The 20,164-nt window shown below is 68.4% G+C and carries 20 protein-coding genes and 1 pseudogene; 6 read left to right on the forward strand and 15 right to left on the reverse strand.

The annotated features are described in order from the left end of the window. Positions 1-235 precede the first annotated feature (235 nt). Positions 236-424 carry a hypothetical protein gene (locus tag ACTJJX_RS12230; RefSeq protein ID WP_003088902.1) on the forward strand — a complete coding sequence of 63 codons (189 nt, stop codon included), beginning with the start codon at positions 236-238 and terminating at the stop codon, positions 422-424. Between the two features lie 19 nt (positions 425-443). On the opposite strand, the gene ACTJJX_RS12235 is transcribed toward ACTJJX_RS12230, so the two are convergent. The 6 genes and pseudogenes from ACTJJX_RS12235 to ACTJJX_RS12260 all read right to left on the reverse strand — a co-directional run bounded on the left by ACTJJX_RS12235 (position 444) and on the right by ACTJJX_RS12260 (position 5,338). After that, positions 444-1,304, reverse strand: a complete 861-nt coding sequence (locus ACTJJX_RS12235; RefSeq protein WP_003100806.1) for an SDR family oxidoreductase — start codon at positions 1,302-1,304, stop codon at positions 444-446. Next, positions 1,301-1,848, reverse strand: a pseudogene (locus tag ACTJJX_RS12240) (CinA family protein). Before ACTJJX_RS12240 ends, ACTJJX_RS12235 begins: the two are co-directional and overlap by 4 nt. A gap of 10 nt (positions 1,849-1,858) precedes the next feature. Beyond that, positions 1,859-2,098, reverse strand: a complete 240-nt coding sequence (locus ACTJJX_RS12245) for a metallothionein (RefSeq protein ID WP_003100805.1) — start codon at positions 2,096-2,098, stop codon at positions 1,859-1,861. Between the two features lie 19 nt (positions 2,099-2,117). After that, entirely contained in the window at positions 2,118-2,333 is a 216-nt protein-coding gene (locus ACTJJX_RS12250; RefSeq protein ID WP_016851670.1) for a PLDc N-terminal domain-containing protein, read from the reverse strand. A 75-nt stretch (positions 2,334-2,408) separates the two neighbouring features. Then, entirely contained in the window at positions 2,409-4,931 is a 2,523-nt protein-coding gene (gene ligD, locus ACTJJX_RS12255) for a DNA ligase D (protein WP_016851671.1), read from the reverse strand. Positions 4,932-4,948: 17 nt separating this feature from the next. Beyond that, positions 4,949-5,338 carry a response regulator gene (locus ACTJJX_RS12260; RefSeq protein WP_003102170.1) on the reverse strand — a complete coding sequence of 130 codons (390 nt, stop codon included), beginning with the start codon at positions 5,336-5,338 and terminating at the stop codon, positions 4,949-4,951. A gap of 248 nt (positions 5,339-5,586) precedes the next feature. On the opposite strand from ACTJJX_RS12260, the gene ACTJJX_RS12265 reads away from it, so the two are divergent. Together ACTJJX_RS12265 and ACTJJX_RS12270 are read left to right on the forward strand one after the other, a co-directional pair. Then, complete coding sequence (locus ACTJJX_RS12265; protein ID WP_003088874.1) at positions 5,587-6,111, forward strand: hypothetical protein; 525 nt, start codon at positions 5,587-5,589, stop codon at positions 6,109-6,111. Positions 6,112-6,136: 25 nt separating this feature from the next. Then, the gene (locus ACTJJX_RS12270; RefSeq protein ID WP_003102168.1) at positions 6,137-6,586 is read left to right on the forward strand and encodes a DUF421 domain-containing protein; all 450 of its coding nucleotides are present in this window, start codon (positions 6,137-6,139) and stop codon (positions 6,584-6,586) included. Here the strand turns inward: ACTJJX_RS12270 and ACTJJX_RS12275 are convergent. The 8 genes from ACTJJX_RS12275 to ACTJJX_RS12310 all read right to left on the reverse strand — a co-directional run bounded on the left by ACTJJX_RS12275 (position 6,564) and on the right by ACTJJX_RS12310 (position 15,524). Then, positions 6,564-7,928 carry a cation:proton antiporter gene (locus ACTJJX_RS12275; protein ID WP_003142470.1) on the reverse strand — a complete coding sequence of 455 codons (1,365 nt, stop codon included), beginning with the start codon at positions 7,926-7,928 and terminating at the stop codon, positions 6,564-6,566. The two genes, ACTJJX_RS12270 and ACTJJX_RS12275, sit on opposite strands and share 23 nt — an antisense overlap. Positions 7,929-7,956: 28 nt before the next feature. Then, positions 7,957-8,481, reverse strand: a complete 525-nt coding sequence (locus ACTJJX_RS12280; RefSeq protein ID WP_003088871.1) for a DUF4142 domain-containing protein — start codon at positions 8,479-8,481, stop codon at positions 7,957-7,959. A 140-nt stretch (positions 8,482-8,621) separates the two neighbouring features. Continuing rightward, the gene (locus tag ACTJJX_RS12285; RefSeq protein WP_003109869.1) at positions 8,622-9,479 is read right to left on the reverse strand and encodes an EAL domain-containing protein; all 858 of its coding nucleotides are present in this window, start codon (positions 9,477-9,479) and stop codon (positions 8,622-8,624) included. Continuing rightward, on the reverse strand, positions 9,476-10,189 hold the full coding sequence (locus tag ACTJJX_RS12290) for a fimbrial biogenesis chaperone (RefSeq protein ID WP_003113635.1): 714 nt from the start codon (positions 10,187-10,189) through the stop codon (positions 9,476-9,478). Before ACTJJX_RS12290 ends, ACTJJX_RS12285 begins: the two co-directional genes overlap by 4 nt. After that, positions 10,179-11,540 carry a fimbrial protein gene (locus ACTJJX_RS12295; RefSeq protein WP_016851673.1) on the reverse strand — a complete coding sequence of 454 codons (1,362 nt, stop codon included), beginning with the start codon at positions 11,538-11,540 and terminating at the stop codon, positions 10,179-10,181. The genes ACTJJX_RS12290 and ACTJJX_RS12295 overlap by 11 nt, the downstream gene beginning before the upstream one ends. Further along, on the reverse strand, positions 11,537-14,155 hold the full coding sequence (locus ACTJJX_RS12300) for a fimbria/pilus outer membrane usher protein (RefSeq protein WP_003102159.1): 2,619 nt from the start codon (positions 14,153-14,155) through the stop codon (positions 11,537-11,539). The genes ACTJJX_RS12295 and ACTJJX_RS12300 overlap by 4 nt, the downstream gene beginning before the upstream one ends. Continuing rightward, positions 14,139-14,885, reverse strand: coding sequence for a fimbrial biogenesis chaperone (locus ACTJJX_RS12305; RefSeq protein ID WP_003088863.1), 747 nt, complete (start codon positions 14,883-14,885; stop codon positions 14,139-14,141). Before ACTJJX_RS12305 ends, ACTJJX_RS12300 begins: the two co-directional genes overlap by 17 nt. 87 nt (positions 14,886-14,972) lie before the next feature. Next, positions 14,973-15,524, reverse strand: coding sequence for a fimbrial protein (locus tag ACTJJX_RS12310; RefSeq protein ID WP_003120281.1), 552 nt, complete (start codon positions 15,522-15,524; stop codon positions 14,973-14,975). 853 nt (positions 15,525-16,377) lie between these two features. Here ACTJJX_RS12310 and ACTJJX_RS12315 point away from each other — a divergent pair. From ACTJJX_RS12315 to ACTJJX_RS12325, 3 genes are read left to right on the forward strand one after another with little or no spacing between them, the layout of a single operon-like run. Continuing rightward, positions 16,378-17,604, forward strand: coding sequence for a phosphoadenosine phosphosulfate reductase (locus ACTJJX_RS12315; RefSeq protein ID WP_014602965.1), 1,227 nt, complete (start codon positions 16,378-16,380; stop codon positions 17,602-17,604). Continuing rightward, the gene (locus ACTJJX_RS12320; protein WP_003102153.1) at positions 17,601-18,113 is read left to right on the forward strand and encodes a GNAT family N-acetyltransferase; all 513 of its coding nucleotides are present in this window, start codon (positions 17,601-17,603) and stop codon (positions 18,111-18,113) included. The genes ACTJJX_RS12315 and ACTJJX_RS12320 overlap by 4 nt, the downstream gene beginning before the upstream one ends. Further along, positions 18,031-18,666, forward strand: coding sequence for an IbrB-like domain-containing protein (locus ACTJJX_RS12325; RefSeq protein WP_003088853.1), 636 nt, complete (start codon positions 18,031-18,033; stop codon positions 18,664-18,666). The genes ACTJJX_RS12320 and ACTJJX_RS12325 overlap by 83 nt, the downstream gene beginning before the upstream one ends. A gap of 35 nt (positions 18,667-18,701) precedes the next feature. Here ACTJJX_RS12325 and ACTJJX_RS12330 read toward each other — a convergent pair whose 3' ends face one another. Further along, positions 18,702-20,150, reverse strand: a complete 1,449-nt coding sequence (locus tag ACTJJX_RS12330; protein ID WP_016851674.1) for an aldehyde dehydrogenase family protein — start codon at positions 20,148-20,150, stop codon at positions 18,702-18,704. Positions 20,151-20,164: the final 14 nt, after the last annotated feature.

Genomic DNA, 20,164 nt, shown 5'->3' on the forward strand with positions numbered 1-20,164 from the left:
CTCCTTGTCTGCGTCGCGGCCGGCCGTTCCGGCTACCTAGAAGCGGAGTCGCGGCGGCCGCGATGGTTCATTCTTTTTCGCCGGCGGCCCGCCTGTCCGCACGACGGAACCGCCGGGCGCCGGCGTCAGTCGGGAGGAATGCCGTTGCCAACGGTCGGTGTGCGGACTGGCGCGAGAGCTGGAGCGCAGCTTCACTGAGCAGTGACCTTTCCCGTATCCCGGCAGGAGCGCTCCGATGCAGGCTTTCATGGTTCATTTCTCAGACGCCGGACAACCCGGCCGGACCGTGCTCACCACTTTCGCGCCAACCCTCAGCACCAGCGAGGCGCACGTTCGCCTGCAACTCTGCTATCCCCTGCTGTTCCCGCAGCGTCTGAGCGCGGTGCGGGTCTACCCCCTGCTGCCGGCGGCGGCACGCGAGTGAACGCGGCCGCCGGGGCGCCTCAGCCGTTGACTACCGTACCGCCGTTGACGTGCAGCACCTGGCCGCTGACGTAGGACGAGTCGTTACAGGCCAGGTAGACGTAGCTGGCGGCCAGCTCTTCCGGCTGGCCGGGCCGGCCCATCGGCGTATCCGCGCCGAAGTGGGCGACCTTCTCGGCGCTGAAGGTGGACGGGATCAGCGGCGTCCAGATCGGGCCCGGGGCCACGGCGTTGACGCGGATGCCGCGGTTGACCAGGTTCATCGACAGCGACCGGGTGAACGAGGTGATCGCGCCCTTGGTCGAGGAATAGTCGATCAGCTGGGGGTTGCCCTTGTAGGCGGTGATCGAGGTGGTGTTGATGATCGCCCCGCCCTTGCCCATCAGCGGCAGGGCCGCCTTGGTCAACTGGAACATGCCGAAGATGTTGGTGCGGAAGGTCTTCTCCCACTGCTCTTCGCTGATGTCCTCCAGGCGCGCCTGCGGATGCTGCTCGCCGGCGTTGTTGACCAGCACGTCGAGGCGCCCCCATTTCTGCCTTAGCGTGTCCACAACCTGGCGGCAGAAGCCGGCGTCGGCGACGTCGCCGGCGAACGCCAGGCACTGGCGGCCGAGCGACTCGATGATCTCGCGGGTCTTCGCCGCGTCTTCGTTCTCATCCAGGTAGACCAGCACCACATCCGCCTTCTCGCGGGCGAAAGCCACCGCCACCGCGCGGCCGATACCACTGTCGCCGCCGGTGACCAGGGCCACCTTACCCTCCAGCTTGGCCGCCGGACGGTAATCGGCGGAAACGAACTCCGGCTTCGGCTGCATCTCGCTTTCGTGGCCGGGACGTTGGTCCTGGTGCTGCGCCGGCAGGGTCTGTCGCTGTTCGCTCATGGTGGTTTCCTCTCTGTCGGACGCCTCAGGCGCGTTCGCCGCGCAAGGCGCGTTGATGGAATTCGGGCAGGCGCCGCAGCGCCCAGCGGGTGGCTTCCCGGCGCATCCGCGCGGGGTCGCCGTGGAAGCGCTCGCGGCGCGAGAACAGGGCGAGGCCGGCGGGCAACCGGAAGGCCCAGGCGAAGCACACGGTACCGGGCGGGATGCCGTCCTTCGCTTCACTGCCGAGCAACCCCGTGACCGCCAGCGCGGCGCTCGCCGGACTGCGTTGCAGGGCCGCCCTGGCCATGGCCTCGGCGACCTCCACGCTGGTCAGGTTGAAACGCTCCAGCCAGTTCGGGTCGAGCCCCAGCAGGGCAAGCTTGGCCGCCGGCGAATAGACGACGAAGCCGCCTTCCATCACCTTGCCGCTGCCGGCCACCGCCGACAGTTCGGCGCTGATCTGCCCGGCAGTACAGGATTCCGCAGTGATCAGGCTGAGGTCGGCGCTACGCAGGTAGGCCACCAGGCGAGAGGCCTCGTCCGCGAGTTGCAGGTCGGGCATGGCACGCTCCTCAGGGCGAGATCGGGTCGCTGGCGGGAAAGGTCTCCTTCAACGCGTCGTCCAGCTGGCGATCCTCCGCCACCTGGGGCCGGGTGGTGCCGCCACAGGGGCAATCGGCGTCGCGACACGGCTCGCCCTGGGGGTGGCCGCTGGCGCAGGCCGCGCAGCAATAGTGCTGGCCGTCGCGTTCGACGGCATCGGCGCCGGGCTGGCAGGTGCATTTGGGACAGGCACAGGTTTCGCTGTTCATGGGCAGTCTCCAGTGGGGTTCACTTGCTGTGTTCCGGCGAGGTCACCGGGCGCAAGCCACGGGGGCCGGTCCAGCCCCAGAGGACCAGGCCGAGCACGGGCAGGAGCAGGATCAGCAGCGACCAGCCGAGCTTGCGACTGGCGGAGCTGTCGCTGCGGAGCACGCTGTTGATGGCCCAGGCATCCACCAGGAGCAACAGGACCAGCAGCGCGAGGATCAGGTAGGCGGTCTCCATCGGGGGCCTCCTCGGCATCTCGTTGCACGGTGGAGGCCCTGTGCGCCGGGGGAGTTCCGCCTTTTTCGCGGACGGTCAGCCGCGCCCGAGCTGGCGCCGCATGGCCGCGCTGATGCGCTGGCGGGTGCCGGCGTAGTCGGCCCAGGGATCGTCGCCGGCGAGTTCGTCGAGGCGCTGCGGCAGACTGCGCAGGTTCCATTGGTTGGCGCCCTGCAGCGAGTCGAGTTCCTCGCGGAACACCGGTACCGACACCGGCAACCCTTCGCGGGCGCGCACCGAGTAGGCAGCCACGGTGCTGGCGCCGCGGCTGTTGCGCAGGTAGTCGACGAAGATCTTGCCGACCCGGTTGCGCGGCCCGGAAACCGCCGAGAAACGCTCCGGCATCAGGCGCGCCAAGTGCTGGGAGATGGCCTGGGCGAAATCCTTGACCTCGTCCCAGCCATGCCGGCGCTCCAGCGGCACCAGCAGGTGCATGCCCTTGCCGCCGCTGGTCTTGAGGAAGGCGCGCAGGCCCAGCTCGTCGAGCAACGTCAGGCTCAGCTGGGTCGCTTCGAGCATGCGCTTCCACGGCAGCGCCGGGTCCGGGTCGAGGTCGAGGACGAAACGGTCGGGCCGCTCCAGGTTGGCCAGGCTGGCGTTCCAGGTATGGAATTCGATGCTGCCCATCTGCACCGCGCCGACCAGCGCCTCGGCGCTGCGGATTTGCAACAGCGGCGGATGACCGGGATCGAGCGCCGGGTCGAGCTGGACGATGCCGGGGATCTTCAGGCGCGCCGCGTGCTTCTGGAAGAACAGTTCGCCGCCGATTCCGTCGGGGCCGCGCACCAGCGACACCGGGCGCTCGCGCAGGTCGCGCAGGAGCAGGTCGGCGTAGCGCGCATGGAACTCGGCGAGTTCCAGCTTGCTGGCCTGGATCGACGGGTCGATCAGCCGCTGCGGATGGCTGATGCGCACGCCGGCGGTGGCCGCCCGCGACGCACCGGCGCCGGCCTTGCGCGCGCCGCGCAGCGGCGGCGGGCCGGCGGGACGCTCGCCGGTCACCTCGCGCGCCGGCTTGTCTTCGCGCAAGCCGTGGAACACTGCCTGGCGGATGATCCCGCCACGGGTCATCTGCGCATAGGAAACCTCGCACAGCTGTTGCGGGCGCACCCACTGCACCGACCCGGTCTCGCGCGCCGGCGGCACCTTCGCCAATGGGCTGGAGCGGACCGCGAGGGGTTCCAGGCGCTCACGGACCTTCTTCAGGCTGGCCGCGGTGAAGCCGCTGCCGACCTTGCCGGCATAGCGCAGCCGGCGCTCCTCGTCAGGGCTGTAGAGGCCGAGCAGCAAGGCGCCGATATGCCGGCGAGAGCCCTTCGGCTCGGTATAGCCGACGATCACGAACTCCTGGCGCAACTGGCACTTCAGCTTGATCCAGTCGTTGCTGCGGCGCGAACGGTAGGCGCTGCCCAGACGCTTGCCGATCACGCCTTCGAGACCGAGCTTGCAGGCGCTGGCCAGCAGGTCGCGGGGGTCTTCCGCGAGCGTCGCGGAGAACCGCAGCGGGTCTTCGTCTCGCCCTTCCAGCAGCGCCTCCAGGCGCGCGCGGCGCTCCTCCAGGGCGACATCGCGCAGATCCTCGCCTGCGTGGTACGGCAGGTCGAAGAGGACGTACAGGATGTTCTCGCCGCGACCTTCCTCGAAGGCGTTCTGCAGGGCCTGGAAGTCCGGTCGACCCTCCTCGTCGAGGACGACCAGTTCGCCGTCCAGCCAACTGCGCTGCAGACCGAGCCCGGCCAAGGCCTTCTCCAGGTGCGGCAGGCGTTCGGTCCAGTCATGGCCGTTGCGGGTCAGCAGGCGCACGTGGCCGTCTTCGATGCGGCTCATCAGCCGATAGCCGTCCAGCTTGAGTTCGTAGGCCCACTCCCCTCGCGGAGGCTGCTCGACCAGGCTGGCCAGCTCGGGGGCGATCCATTCGGGCATCGGCGTCTTCCCCCCGCTCTTGCCGCGTCGCGCCGGCCTGGCCGCGGGCGTGGCGGTTTCGCCATGGCGGGGCAGCAGCGTACGCTCGCTGAGCACGCTGTCGGGACGCTCCTTCAGCACGTCGAAGCGATCCAGGCTGCGCGCCTCGCCGTCCTTGGCCTTGACCAGGAACCACTGGGGCTGCTTGCCGCGCAGGTTGGTGCGGATCAGGTGCCAACGCCCGGAGAGTTTCTCGCCATCCAGGGCGAAGCTGAGATGGCCCTTTTCCAGGCCCTCGCGCGGATCGTCCAGAGGCGTCCAGGCGCCTCGGTCCCAGACGATGACATCGCCGGCGCCGTAGTGCCCCTGGGGGATGCTGCCTTCGAAATCGGCATAGTCCAGCGGATGGTCCTCAACCTGCACCGCGAGCCGCTTCACCGCCGGGTCGAGGCACGGCCCCTTGGGCACCGCCCAGCTCTTCAGGGTGCCATCCAGCTCCAGGCGGAAGTCGTAGTGCAGGCGGCTGGCGTCGTGCTTCTGGACGCAATAGCGGAGCAGCCCGGTGCTGTCCTTGCGAGGCTTGCGGCCGCTGGGCTCCGGGGTCTGGCGGAAATCGCGCTTGCGGGCGTACTCGGCGAGCGGCTTGCTGCTGGGCATGGTGGGCTCCTCGGTGCTCAGACGCCGGGGCAGACCGGCGCGCTGTGCAGGACCATGTCGATGGCTTTCCCCAGTTCCTCCAGGGTCACCGGTTTGAGCAGCACCGGATAGGGTGCCGCCGGGTCGATGCCGACGCGAGCGCTGTCGCTGAGCAGGATCACCCGCATCCGCGGGCGCACCGGCAGGCTGGTTTCGATGAGCATGCTGCCGCTCAGAGGACCTTCGAGCTGCTCGCTGAGCAGGAACAGGTCGATCACCGCGTCCGAGGCCAGGTGGTCGAGGGCTTCGTCGCGACTCGCCGCGCTGAGCACCGCGTAGCCTCGATCGAGGAGGAATTCCTCGATCCGCCAGAGCTGGTCGGCGTGTTCTTCGAGGACCAGGACGATCTTGTTTTCTCCGTTCACCATGGTTCTCCCTGTCGGATTGTCAGGAAGGCTTCGCTGCAAGGTTCGCGCCGTCCGCCCCGCTTGCGCCGGAGCAGCGTGACCACGGCGATTGGGCGCGGGCTGATCGCAAAGTGCGATCAGCAGAGTGCCCGGAAGGCGCCTGTTCATCGTGCAGATTGCCCGACCCGCGCGGACCGCTGGTAAGCCCGCCGGCACCAACCGCGTCGACCGGGGTCCAGCCTGAGAGACCGCGAGCGAAGGAGCCAGCCATGCGCCCTGCCCCAGAAGACGCCGCAGACGATGCGTTCGACCAGCGCGAGTATCCGATCCCGGAGCGCCTGGAAAGCCAGCGCCGCGCCTGGCGTTTCGAACGGGCGGGCCTGTGGGTCCTGCTCGGGGTGATCCTCCTGGCGCTGACCGGGGTGTTCGCCGGCGGGCCTCTGAGTTCGCGGACGCTGGTCAGCGACAGCGGCAGGCTGACCCTGGCCTACGAGCGTTTCGAACGCAGCGGCGCCGCCAGCCGCCTGCGCATCGATCTGCGCGGCGCGCCGGGCACCGAAGTTGGCGTGCGCCTGGGCGGCGGACTGCTACAGGCGCACAGCATCCAGAGCCTGCAACCGCAACCGCTGCGCAGTCACAGCTGGCGGGGTGGCCTGGAACTGGAGGGAAGGCTCGACGAAGACGGTCGCCTGAGCCTGTTCCTGACGTTGTTGCCGAACCAGCTCGGCGAAGTCGCCAGTCGACTGGAGTTCGCCGGCGAGAGCCTGGCCTTCGACCAGTTCATCTACCCCTGAGTCATCCGTTCCGAGGAGGCGTACGATGGATTCCATACTGCGAGCCGCCGCGCTCTACCTGGTCCTGCTGGTACTCTTCCGCATCGCCGGGCGGCGTTCACTGACCGACATCACCACCTTCGACCTGCTGCTGCTGATGATCATCGGCGAAGCCACCCAGCAGGCGCTGCTGGGCGACGACTTCTCGCTGGTCAACGCGGTACTGGTGATCATCACCCTGATCGTCATCGACGTCGGTCTGTCCCTGCTCAAGCTGCGCCATCCGAAGCTCGACACCCTGATCGAGGGCTCCCCGACGCTCATCGTCGAGTACGGCAGGCCATTGCACGCACGCCTGGCCGAGGCCCGCCTGCGCGAGGAAGACATTCTCCTGGCCGCCCGCGAGACCCAGGGCCTGGAACGCATGGAGCAGATCCGCTTCGCCATCCTCGAGAAGAACGGCAAGATTTCGATCATTCCCGATCGCGGCGACTGACGCTGCGCGCCTGGCGCATCAGCAGCGGCTGGATGCTCAGGCCGTGCACGCAGATGCTCAGGGCGACGAGGCTCAGCACCAGGTCGCTGGCGGTATGCGCGAGCGCCGTAGGCAGCCCCTGGTTCAGCGCGTAGCTGAGGTAGTACAGGCTGCCGATGCCGCGGATGCCGAACCAGCCGAGCAGGCGCCGCTGCGCCGGGTGCATCAGCCGCCGGCCGACCAGCAGCCAGACCATCGCCGGCCGGCACACGCAGAACAGCAGCAGCGCCAGCGGCAGCGCGCGCCAGTCCCAGTGCTGGTAGAGCATGGCGCCGAGCAGGGTCACCAGCAGCACTTCCAGCGAGCGCTCCAGCAGGTTGCCGAAGGAGAGCACGTCGAGCATCACCGCGCCGGCCGCCACCTTCGGGTGTTCGCTGCGGTCGGCGCCGTACTCGATGGCGCCGCTGGCCTGCCCTGCCTCGCGCACGTCGGCGGCGGCCGCCTGCGCCTCGGCCGGTGCCGAGGCGCGCCCCAGCGTCGCCACCTCGGCGTGGCGCAGGCCGATCCCGGCGGCGAAGCTGGCGAGGAAGCCCCAGCCGCCCAGCGCGTCGGCGCCGACATAGGACAGCGCGATCAGCGCCAGGGCGAGGAAGTCGTTGGCCGACACCGAGGTGTCGGTGTGCCGCGCCCGCAGGTGGATGGCCAGGCGGCCGAGACCATGGCCCAGGCAATAGCCCACCAGCAGGCCGAGCGGAATCGCCCAGAGCACGTCGCGCAGCAGCCAGTCCAGGCCGCTGCGGTCGAACTCCCCGGGCAGGCCGCCGCCCTGACCGATCAGCAGCAGGGCGGCGATGACGAAGGGAAAGGCGATGCCGTCGTTGAGTCCCGCCTCGCCGGATACGGCGTAGCGCAGGCGGTCGTCGTCGCCGGCGTGGTTGACCTGGATGTCGCTGGCCAGCACCGGATCGGTGGGCGCGAGGATCGCCGCGACCAGCAAGGCCAGCCCCCAGTCCAGGCCGAACAGGAAATGCGCGCCCAGGGTAAGGCCGAGGATACAGCCGAGCAGGACTGGTCCGGCCAGCAGCCAGGCAGCGGTCCAGGCCGGCGAGCGCAACGGCAGGCGCAGCTTGAGGCCGCCGATGAACAGCGAGATCAGCAACGCCGCCTCGCTGAGGTGTTCGAACCAGCCGCTGATGTCCGCCAGGCCGCTGCGCCAGGCGTGCAGCCCGGCCGGGCCGATGGCCAGGCCGAACAGCAGGTAGATGAACGAGGTGCTGACCGGCAGCAGGCGCAGGTAGGCCGAGGCCAGGCCGAGCGTCAGCAGGATGCAGCCCAGTACCAGCAACCACAGGCTGAAACTCATGCCTGGCCAGGCTCCGCCCGCGGGGGCGTTACTTGGATGGGTGCGCCTTGGCCAGCGCGCGGGCCATCTCCAGGTGATGCTTCAGGGCCGGCAGATGGGTCTTGGCGAATGCCTGCAGTTCCGGGTCGGTCAGGTTGTCCGCGGCCTGGGTGAACAGTTCCACGGCTTTTTCGTGAGCCGCCACCTGGTTATTGGCGTAGGCCGGGTCGAAGGAGGCGTCGCGCAGGTCGAGCAGGGTCGCCTTGGCCTTGTCGGTCAGGCTGGCGTCGTCTTCGACCTCCAGTTTCTTGCGCTCGGCCAGGCTGCGCAGTTCGGCGTTGACCTTGCCGTGGTCGTCGATCATCTGCTTGGCGAATACCTTCACATCGGCGGCGGTGCTCTTTTCCAGCGCCATCTTGCCGGCTTCGATTTCCGCTACGCCGGCCGCCGAGGCCTCGCTGACGAAGGTCTGTGGCGCGGTCTTGTTCATGTCCTGGGCGTTGGCGAAAGGCAGGGCCAGGACCAGCAGGAGCCAGGCGGCTCCCTTGAGGGGAAGGCTGATTGCTCTGTTCATGGTCGACTCCGTTGGCGTGACAGGGAAAAAATGCCGGGACTTCGGCACAACGCACCTCGGCATCGTCGCTGCTGTGACGGCGCCGCCGGCCGACCGTTCAGATTTTTCGCCGACCGTGCCAGGCCGGGCGCCCTCCCCGGTCACCCCTGGCGGCTCGCCAGCGCCTCGATCCGCGCCCGGCTCTTCGGCCGGCGTACGGACAGCGGCGGTTCGACCCGCATCGGCGGCGCGATCGCGTTGCCCTGGAGATAGACGTCCCCGGTCGGCAGCCGGGCGAACGCATCGTCCTCCTCGAGACCTTCCAGGACCACGCAGGGCGCCAGTTCGCGGCACAGGGCCAGCAGATGGCGCAGCACTTCGGCGCCCTTCGCCGAGCGACGTGCTTCGCGGGTATACCGGCAATCGATCTTGATCACATCGGGACGGGCATCGAGAACGAAGTCCAGGTTGTTGTGCGCCGCGCCGAAGTCGTCTATCGCGATGCGCACGCCATGTTCGCGCAGGCGTCGGATGAACTCCCGGGTCGCGACTCTCTCGCCCACGGCGGTCTCGGTCAGCTCCAGCGTCAGCCTCCGTGCCACCTGCGGACGGGCGGCCAGCCATCGGCAGACCGCTTCCCACCAGGCATCCATCGCCGCGCTCTGGCGCGACAGGTTGCAGGCCAGGCGCAAGGTAGGCTCGGCGTTCAGCCGGTCGAGGACCGTGCCCAGCACGCAGCGATCGAGCAGGCGTATCAGGCCGAGCCGCTCCAGCGCCAGGATCAGTTCCTGGGTCGGCAACGGCGGCTCGCCGCTGGCGGCCGTGACCCTGAGCAGGGTTTCCCGGTAGAGCGGCTCCCATTCCGGATGCCCGGCATGCCGTACGGCCTGCCAGTCCAGGCGCACCCGACCGCGCGCTAGGGCGGCCTGGAAACGCCGGGCGAGGCGCAGGTCGCCGGCCAGGGAGGCGGCAACGGCCGGCGGGTGCTCGTGCTGGCGAGCCTGTGGGGAACTGTTCACTGTAGAGCTTTCCTTTCCTGGCGGCTGACGCCGTTGTCGTCGATCCAGTCGAACGCCACCTCGCCGCGCGTCCCGCCATCCACCCGCCGCGGCAGGCCGAGGCGTCGTTGCGAGCGCGGAGCCAGCAGCGTTCCGGGCAGATCCAGGCGCGTCTCCCCTATCTCCAGCGCCAGCCCCGCCAGGGACACGAAGTACGGCGTCGGGTTGTCCACCCGCAGGGTCTCGTCGCGCAGCGCGAAGCCCAGTTCGGCAGCCGCGTCCTCAGCGTGCGGATGCAGGCCGTGCGGGCGGTACAGCACCTTCATCTGGGTTCGCAGGGTGACCGTGAGCCGGGGCCGGCCAGCGGCCTCGGCGGTGGCTTGCGGGGGGATCTCGTAGATGTTCAGCCAGTACAGCGATTCGCGATCCCGTGCCTGGGCCTGGCCGGTAGCCAGCAGGCGCAGGCTGCGCTGGCGTCCCGGCTCCAGGCGGAATACGGGCGGCAGCGGCAGGAACGGAGCCAGCGCGGTATCCGGTTCGCCGTCGAGGGCACCGTCATCGACCCACGCCTGCACCAGCACCGGGTAGGGATTCTGGTTGACAAGCAGCAACGAGGCCTCGCGCTGGCCCTCCACGAACACCAGGCGGGTGCGCTCCGCGGTCACTCCGGCCTCGCTCGTCGGCGCGAGGCAAAGCATGGCCAGCAGCGCGAGCGCGCGCCTACTGGACACGGATAACCACCTGCGCCGTGGCCTCGACTCGCCCCGCCGTGACGCCGGGCTGGCTGCCGAGCGCGAGTTTCTCCAGGCGCGCGCGGAAGGTTTCGCGGTACAGGTCGATGCCGCCGCTACCGCCGTTGGCCTGGGTCGCGCCACCGATGGCGGGGTACCAGCCGGTGGCCTCGGCGTTGCTGCCGCCGGCGGAGTTCTCGTTGGCCAGGAGCGTCATCGGCGTGCCGTCGCGGTAGATGCGGATGCCGACCCCACGGGCAATGCCCGGCTCCCCGTAACGGTCGGAGAGCAGGTAGGACAGTCCGCCACTGGCGTTGACCAGGCCCAGCGCCGGGCTGGCCGCCAGGGCCCCGCTGGACACGCGGATGCCCAGCGCCGTGGCGCCGGCCCCGGTGCCGTTGGTCATGCCGCTCTGGCACTTGAAGGTGAGTTCGAAGGGCGCCTCGCGCACGCCGCCGCCATCGATCTCGGCCAGGGTGATGGACGGGAACTGCACGTGCGGGGTGACCGTCATCACCGCGCAAGTGGGATAGCGTTTCAGGGTCACGTAGCGGTACAGCCCGATGGCACCCGGCCAGTTGCTGTACCAGCCGCCCCAGTTGCCGCCCACGTGCGCCTGGCCGACGGTCGGCGCGGTCAGGCCCGGCCCCTTGATGGCGATGTAGGCCGCCGGCTGGGTGTAGGAATAGGGCTGCGAGAGGATCGTCGGCGAGTAGTAGCGGATCGCCTCCAGCGGCGCGCTGTACAGCTCGGCGCGTACCGCTGCGAGGTTCTTCGCCTTGACCAGCTGGAAGCCGCGCGAGTCTATGTCCAGCCCGGAGAGCTGGCGCTCCTTCCAGATCGGCGTGATGGTTTCCCCCGTCTCGACGTTGGTCAGGCGCAGCAGCACGTTGGGCCAGGCGGTCCGGTAGGCATCCTGCAGGCCGATGTCGTTGCCCACCGTATCGGCGCCGGTGTAGTAGCCGCTATAGAGATCGTCGCCGTTGGTAGAAAACATCTCGTAGACGGCGTCCCCGGCGCTACAGCGGAAGAACACCCGTTCGGGGTCGTAGCCGCCGGTGGCGCCGTACTGGGTCAGCGGCGCCACCGCGCTGGCGATGAGCGTCGGATAGGGCTGGAAACTCTCGTCGCTGACGTTGACCACGCTGGGCAGGCCGAGCGAGCCATTGCAGGTGTCGCAGGCGCCGGTCCAACTGCCGGCGGTACCTTCGCCTGGGCGGATCTGGGTGTTCGAGGTGGTCGTCTCGCTGCCTACCGAGGTGACCCGGTAGCAAGTCGCCTGGCCACTGGCGGGAAGCCCCAGCAACACGCCGAGGGCCAGCGCGGGCAGCAGGGGAAGCGTGCGGTTCATCTGGCGTTCTCCAGGTTGGAGTCGGTGGTGGCTGCCCGGCAGGTGCCGCGCAGGCGGATCAGCGCCTGGTCGCGAGACACACCGGCCAGGTCGTAGGGCAACTCGCAACGCTCCTTGCGCGCCGTTCCCCATTGCACCAGCAACCTGCCCCGCTGGTTTTCCGCGCGCGCATAGACCTGGCCGCCCTGCCCGACCATGCCGATGGCCGCCCCGCCGTCGTCGACCACCACGGCGCCGAGCGGCAGCACACTGCCGTCCTCGCGCCGCGCCTGGATCAGCAGCGGATGGCCGGTCAGCGTCCTGAACGTCACGCGCACGCTGGCACCGGCGTAGGGCGCGACCTTGCGCTCGGTTTCCAGCAGTTCGGCGTCGGGATCGATGCCAACGGGATCGAGTGAGATCGGGTTGTAGCGATAGGGCGACAGCGAGGGGGCCAGCGCATAGCCGTTGCCGTCGATGCGCGCGCCCTGCCCGCCGCGTATCGCGGCACCGCTGGCGCCCTTGGCCTCGACCAGGGCGAAGGTATCGCCGACGCTGGGGCCAAGGGTCAGCCCGTCGCGGTGAGCGACCAGCGCGCCACGGATGCCGCCACTGTATTGCCGGTAGCGATCGCCCTGGGCATAGCCGGCATTCACGGTGGCCAGCGCCGCCTGCTTCTGCAACGTGCCGTTCCATGTGGTGTCGGCGACCTCGCTGTCGCGGTTGGCGGACAGCGCGTAGCTCCAGGTACGCTCGTCGCCCAGCGTACCGTTCAGCCCGGTTTGCAGGCTGCCGCCACGGCTGTCGCCGGAGCGCCGGGTAGCCATGGCGCTGAGCGTCGGCGCCCGACTGGAAGAACCCAGCGGCATGGAGACGCTGAGGGTCAGGGTGTCGTTGCGCTGGCCGCTGCGCCGGTCGCGCCGGAGCAGCTCGACGCCAGGGTCCTGGTCGCCCTGCTCCTGGTAGTAGGTGGTGGTCTGCCGCGACCAGGCGAGGTTGTAGCTCAACTGCCCCCAGGTATTGGAGTAGCCGAACTGCAATTGGGTGTCGCGGCTCTTGCCGTCGTAGAAATCGCTGGAGGAGCCGGAAAGATAGAGGTTGCCGTAACCGCCGAGGGCCTGGCTCACCAGCAGGTTGAACTGGTTGCGCTGCTTGTAGCTGCCGGAATCCCAGGTGTCCCCGTGGCGCAGTGCGTCGCGCGAGCCGAGCACGTCGCCGAGTTCGCGGTAGCCTTCGGTGGAATAGCGGTAGCCGGCCAGGGTCAGGGTAGTGCCGGTGGGCTGGAAGGTCCGGCTGTAGTCGAGCCCGATGCGCCAGCCCTGCTTGCGCGCGCCATCCTCGACGCGTGCGCTGGAATAGGTGCTGTTCAGGCCGAAGGCGCCGAAGCGGGTGGCGAGGACGCCGCCGCCCAGCATGGCCAGGTAGTCGTCGGCGACACGCAGTCCCAGGTTGGCGGTCAGGGCGTTGCTCATGCCGCGCTGGTAGGTGAAGTCGGCGAACAGGTCGTCGCCGTCGCCATACTGGCGCGCCTGGCCCAGGGTGAAGCTGTAGCGCGACAGGCCGGGACGCATGGACTCCGGGACCGAGGCGAACGGCACGCTGAAGCTCGATACGCTGCCATCGGCTTCGAACACCTGGACATCCAGATCGCCGGCATAGGCGCTGTCGTAGAGATCGTCGATGACGAACGGACCGGGGGCGACATTCACCTCGCGGATCTTCCTGCCGTTCTGGCTGATCACCACCCGCGCCGCGGTGGCCGCGGTGCCGCGCACCTGCGGCGCATAGCGGCGCAGGGACTCGGGCAGCATGCGGTCGTCGGTAGCCAGGCTCAGGCCGCGGTAGCCGATGCTGCCGAGCAGGTTGCCGGCGGTGTAGCTCTCCCCCGCCGTCAGTTCGCTGCGCCAGGCCGGCAAGGCGCGCTGGGCATAGGTGCGGATGCTGTTCCACTTGCGCCTGGCCTGCCCGTTGTAGCGGGAATAGGTGTAGTTGGACTGGTGGCGCAAACGCCACAGGCCGAGGTTGATGCCGCTGTTCAGGCCGACATAGGCGTAGTCCGATCGTCCCGATTCGCCGCCGCGGTATTCGGAGCGATAGAGGTTGGTGTCGTAGTTGACGAAGCCCATGCTGTCGCCGGCGTCCCACTCCTCGGGGCTGACGTAGCCGCGCGGCTTGAGGTCGAGCAAGGCTTGCGGCACCGAGAGATCCAGGCGCAGGCGGGCGACGTCCAGGCTGAACCGCGAGCCGGGCAGGCGTGCACCGAGAAAGGCGCAGTGGCGCCCGTCGCCGCTCTTGCGCGGATCGTCACCAGGCTTGGCGCCGAGGCGCTGGCGCAGGAAGTCTTCGTCGAGGCAGGGCTCCACCGCGCCGCTGGCGGGGTTGGCGCGGAAACTCACTTCGCTGCGGCTGGCGAAGCGCTCGTTGAGGTAGACATCGACGTGATAGCGACCCGGATCGATCCGACCGTCCTGGTTGAAGCGCGACAGGTCGCCGCCGCCCAGGGAAGAGCCGAGCAACAGGCGATCATCGAATTCGTAGCCGGGCTGGGCATGACCGAAGGCGCTCGCCGCCAGCGCCATGCCGCCCGCCATCAGGGCCGTGCCGGTGCGGCAGCGGCGTTCATGGCGATAGGTCATGACGGATATCCATATGGGCGCCGTAGTCGTTGATCAGCAGCGCGTGCAGGCGCACGCGTCCCGGCGGCAGGGCTTCTCGGGTTTCGGCCTGCCATTCGGCATGGCTGCGCGGCTCCAGCATGCCGCTGCGCAAGCGCCAGCGGCGCTGGCCGACGCTGAGCGTGGCGCTGGCGAACGAGGCGTAGTAGCCGCTCGGGTTGTCCACCCGCACCGCCCAGCCGGCGCTGCGCCGGACCAGTGCGAAACGCAGTTGCCCGGGCAGGTCCTCGGGACGGCCCTGGATGCCCGCCGGGCGGTAGAACAGCTTCAGGCGATTGCGCAGCATCAGCAGCATCTGGTTCCGATCCGCATGGCTGCTGTTGCGTGGCGGGATCTGCAGGACGTTGAGATGGAACAGCGATTCGCGATCGCCCGGCAGGCCCTGCCCGGTGTAGACGATGCGCAGCGTCTGGCCGCTGTCCGGGGCCATGCGGAATACCGCCGGGTTGACCAGGAACGGCGCGTCCGCCTGGTCCGGCGGCGCGTCCGGGGCGTCGATGTCGACCCAGGCCTGGACGACGTTGGGAAACGCATCGCGATTGCTCAGTTGCACGGTCTTCTCCCGTGCCTCGCCGGGATAGATCACCCGGGTCCCGGTCACCACCACGCTTGCCCGCGCCTGGGCGATGCTCGCCAGCAGGACGAGCAGAAGCGCCGATGTCCTGCCGGATCGGTACGAATGTCTGGGCATGCGGCTTACCTGGCCGGACACGGTCCAGCGACCGGGCCCGGCTTTAGTGCTGGGAAAAGGAAGGGGCGGCGCATGCGCCGCCGGCATTCACTCGTAACGCAGCGTGTAGGTCACGGCGCCGAGTACCGGACCGGGCGTCACGGTCGCCGCTTCGGAGACGTACTGCACCGCGTAGTCGTAGCTGGTGCTGGTGGCTCCGTTGGCGAGCACGATATCGCCGGCGGGCACCGCCGCGCCGCCGGCCAGGTCGACCGGGTTGCCGCCGACGCTATCGAGCAATTGCAGCGCCACGCCCGTCGCGCCGCTGGCGGCGGTGTTCACCAGGTTCCCGGCGGCGCTGGGGTTGGTGGCCTGGAACAGGGTGGTGAAATGCTCGTCGGCCGTCGGCGCGACGCAATCGGTGAGTTGCAGGGTGAAGGCGGTTTCGCCGGCGCTGCGGCCCACTGCGCCATCGAGGGCGCTCACCGGTACGCTGTCGAGGATCACCGTGGGGTCGGTGAAGCCGTTGACCGCGACCTGGCAGGTCTGGTCGGTCACTTCGCCGCTGAATGTGATAGTGTTTGCCGCCATCGCGGTTCCCGAAGCGGCAATTGCCGCAAAGGCCAATACCACTGCGCATGGGTTCGAAGTTCTGGTCATGCCTATGTTCCTTGTGTGAGGCAATAATCGTCCACCCGCCTTTTATTTCGGCCGGGAACGCGGTAAAGACTCGAACGAGTTCAAATCGATAATCAGTGGTGCGAACCACCGATATAAGTATCCCGTGCACAGGCGTCGAGGTGAACGCCGAACGGCGGACTTATAAATCCGTTCGAGTGCCCGCCATTCGGGGAATTGCCTCGTTTCGCAGGGTACCGCTGCCTCTTCGCGCTATCCGTCGACATTGCAACGCTTGTATTTCCGACTATGGAACTCTGGCATCCCGGCCTCTCTTGCTTGTCTTCGCCAGTTTGGACTTATAATAAAAACCGTCATCCGTGTAATGCATGGATGGTGCCATGCAGTTAACTTCCAAGTTGGAAGTATGCACTTCCCTGTTATTCAACGAATAATTACCGTCGACTTTTCCCGGGCAATTTCCATGTTCACCCGCAGGCGCTTCTCCTTGCGCAGCAAGCTTTTTCCGCCGCCGCTCAGAAGTCCGGTGCGCAGACGAGTGCCAACGGCGGCGTGCGCACTCTCGTTGCAAGTGGGCGCTGCGCCGATGCTGTTCGGAGAATCCGTCTTGCGACAAGTCAACAACTCGAACCACGGCTTCGCCTAGCATTGAAAAAGTTCCTGCACGACAGTTGTCGGGCCTGTTGGTCGTCGCTCTGCCAAGTGCCTGGACATATTTCCGTTATCCACTGATTCGGAGTCCAACGTCGCCGAACGTGCCGGCTGCCGCGACTCTCGAAAAAATAGCCTGGAGAAACTCCGAAACAAACATTGCACATGGACCGTCGTCGCAACGGTCTCCCTCAATAGTTATTAAAAGAAGAGGTTCGCACCCATGGCAGGCAAGCATTACCAGGATGCCGATGTGCATGCCGCAACCCTATCCCGCCTCCGACTGGTATTCCGGAACTTCGAGCGCGTCTGTGTCGCCTTCTCCGGTGGCAAGGACAGCTCGGTCACCCTGCAATTGGCGCTGGACGTGGCACGCGAGTTGGGACGCAGCCCGGTGGACGTACTGTTCATCGACCTGGAGGGGCAGTACCAGGCCACCATCGATCACGTCAGCGAGATGCTCGGGCGTCCCGACGTACGCCCCTGGTGGGTCTGTCTGCCACTCAACCTGCGCAACGCCTCCAGCCTGGAGGAACCCTACTGGTGCTGCTGGGAGCCCGGCGCCGAGGCCGACTGGGTGCGCCCGCTACCGAAGCAGCGAGGGGTGATCAGCGACCCGGCGTTCTTCCCCTTCTACCGCTACCGCATGGAGTTCGAGGAGTTCGTCGCCGGCTTCAACGCCTGGCTGGCCAGGGAAGAGCCTACCGCGTTCCTGGTCGGCATCCGTTCGGACGAATCGCTCAATCGCTACCTGGCGGTCAAGCGCAGGAGCCGGGCGAAACAATGCGCCTGGACGCCGCCGGGCGGCTGCGCGCCGCTGGCCTGGAGCGCGCGCGACCGGGCCAACCCGCAGGCGGTGAGCTTCTTCCCGATCTACGACTGGCGTTTCGAGGATCTCTGGCGTTGCGTCGCCGACCACGGCTACGCCTATAACCGCCTCTACGACCAGATGTACCGCGCCGGCGTGCCGTTCTCGCAGATGCGCATCTGCCAGCCCTATGGCGACGACCAGCGCAAGGGCCTCGACCTGTTCCACCGGATCGAGCCACGCACCTGGTTCAAGGTAGTCCGGCGCGTCGCCGGCGCCAACTATGGGGCGCGCTATTGTCGCCAGCGCTTCCTCGGCTACCGTGGCGGCCTTGGCCTGCCGCCCTCCTTCGGCACCTGGCGCGAGTACAGCCAGTTCCTCCTGCGCAGCATGCCGCCGCCTCTGCGCGGCATCTACCAGCGGCGCATCGAGCGTTTCATCCTCTGGTGGAAGCAGCACGACTATCCCCTTGCCATCTGGCCGGACGCGGGGATCCCGGCCCTGGAGAATCGTCGCAAGCAGCCGTCCTGGCGGCGTATCGCGCTATCCCTGCTGAAGCAGGACATGGCCCGCTCGCTGTCCTTCGGCTTCTCCCAGGCCGATATCGACAGACTGGTCCCCGGTCGGGAGAAGCGCTCGTGATCCGCCCGCAAGACTGCGAGATCCTGCAGTGGCGCTCGTTCGACGACGAGGCCGCCTTCTTCGCCAGCATGGGCCGCTTCTTCGCCAGCGCCCGGGTGCGCCGCGAATGCGGCGGCTACCCGCTGAGCGACGGTCCCTACCACCGCTGGTTCGTGCTCCGCCGCCAGGGGGACACGCGGATACTGGGGTTCGTCAGCCTGGAGCAACATCCCGACGTGGTTCGCCTGCGCGATGCCTACCTGCGTGCGGAAGCGCGCGGTCGCGGGCTGTTCCGCACCCTGCGCGAGCGGGTCCTCGGGCATGTCGACCAACTCGGGCTGGCCTGTACCACCCGCGCGCCCCAGGCCTGCGCGCGCCTTCTCGAACCGCACGGCTTCGCCGTGCATTCCACCCGGGGTAGCTGGGTGACGCTCATGAGGAAAGCCCATGGCACAGACAAAGACACTGACGGAGCGAGCCGAGGCGCTGTTCGGCGAACTGCACGGGTTGCCGCTTGCCGAGCGGATTGAAGCCATCAACCGGATCCGCCGGCTGCTCCACGCGCACAGTCCGTTCGCCGAAGAGCCGGTCGATTGCGTGCAGTGGGTGCGTGCCGAGCGCGTCGCCGGCAACGACTACAACCCCAATACCGTCGCGCCACCGGAGATGCGACTGCTGAGGCTGTCCATCGAGTCCGACGGATTCACCCAGCCCATCGTCGCCTATCCGCAGGCCGACGGGCGCTACGAGGTGGTCGACGGCTTTCACCGCCTGCGCGTGGGCAGCGCCAAGGGCGCGCTGCGCCAGCGTCTGCACGGCTACCTGCCGATCGCCGCGATACGCGCCGGGCGTGAAGGCGACAGCGAGCGCATCGCCGCCACCATCCGCCACAACCGAGCACGCGGCGTGCACGGCGTATTGCCGATGACGGCGATCGTGGTGACCCTGCTCAAGGCCGGCTGGAGCGAGGCCGACGTGGCCCGCGAACTGGGCATGGACAATGACGAGGTGCTGCGTTTCAAGCAGGTTTCCGGATTGCCCGAGCTGTTCCGCGAACACGTGTATTCCCGCTCCTGGGAGTAGCGGGCGGCGCCGTCGGCCGCACCGCTCGCCCAGGCTCAGGCCGCGCCGGTGGTCAGGCTGATGTGCTTGTATTCGACGAAGTCGTCCAGGGCGGCGACCCCGTTCAGCCGGCCGAGGCCGGACTGGCGGTAGCCGCCCTCCTCGAATTCGTCGTAGACCTTGGCCCAGTCGTTGATCCACACGGTGCCGGCGCGAATCTTCCGCGCCACCCGGAAGGCACGCGCGACATCGCGGGTCCAGACCCCGGCCGCCAGCCCGTACTCGCTGCGGTTGGCCAGGGCGACGCCCTCCTCCTCGTGCTCGAATACCTGCAGGGTCAGCACCGGTCCGAAGGTTTCCTGTTGCACGATGTCCAGGTCCGGATCATCGACCTCCAGCAGGGTCGGACGGTAGAAGGCGCCGGCCGCCAGCTCGCCCTCGGTTACCGGGCCGCCGCGGACCACCACCCGCGCGCCGGCGGCGATGGCCTGGCGTACGGCTCGCTCGACGCGCTCGACGTTGGCCTTGTCGATCAACGGCCCCATGTCGCTGCGCGGGTCCGCCGCCGGCCCCACGCGCAGGTTTTCCAGGCGCTGCGCCAGGCGTTCGCGTAGCCGTTCGGCAACGCCGCGCTGCACCAGCAGGCGCGAACCGGTCATGCAGAACTGCCCGGCGAACACCGTCAGCGACTTCTCCAGCACGGGCAAGGCGGCGTCCAGGTCGGCGTCGTCGAACACCAGGTGCGGTGTCTTGCCGCCCAGTTCCAGGCCGAAGCGCTTCAGGTGCCGCGCGCCGGCGGCGGAAATCGCTCGGCCGGTGGCGCTCGAGCCGGTGAAGCTGATCACCGGCACCTCGGCCGCGTCGATCAATCGCCGGGCGCCTTCGGAACCCGATTCGCTGAAGATGTTCACCGCCCCGGCAGGCAGCGACGGCGCTTCGGCGATGATCCGCGCGACCATGGCGTTGGTCTGCGCGGTCTGCCCCGGCATCTTCACCACCGTGGTGGTACCGGCGGCCAGCGCCGGCGCCAGGGAGCGGATCATCAGCACCACCGGTGAATTCCACGGCACGATGATGCCGGCGACGCCCATCGGCTCGCGCAGCACCAGCGACACCACGTCGGGGCGCGGCGTGCCGCTGGCGCCCCGTTCGCTGCGCGCCAGGCCGGCGTAGTAGCGCAGCTTGCCCGGCACCATGCCGACCTCGAAGGCAGCCTCGGGCTTGATCTTGCCGTTCTCCAGGGCAAGCAGGTCGATGAGCGCATCGGCATGCCGCTCGAAGGCCGCGGCGATTTCCTCCAGGGCTTTCGCGCGCAGCGCGTGGTCGTCCTTCCAGGGACCATCTTCGAAGGCGCGCACAGCGGCGGCGATCGCCGCATCGGCCTCGGCCCGCCCGCCGTCGGCGTAGGTGCCGATCGGCTGGGCGCTGGCCGGGTCGAAGGATTGTCCCCGCTGCGCGGAATCGAGCCATGCGCCGTCGATCCAGTGTCTGGCGTGTCCGTTCATCTGCAAGTTCTCCT

Origin of the sequence: Pseudomonas sp. 22490 (assembly GCF_052044465.1) — a bacterium.
Lineage (GTDB): Bacteria > Pseudomonadota > Gammaproteobacteria > Pseudomonadales > Pseudomonadaceae > Pseudomonas > Pseudomonas aeruginosa.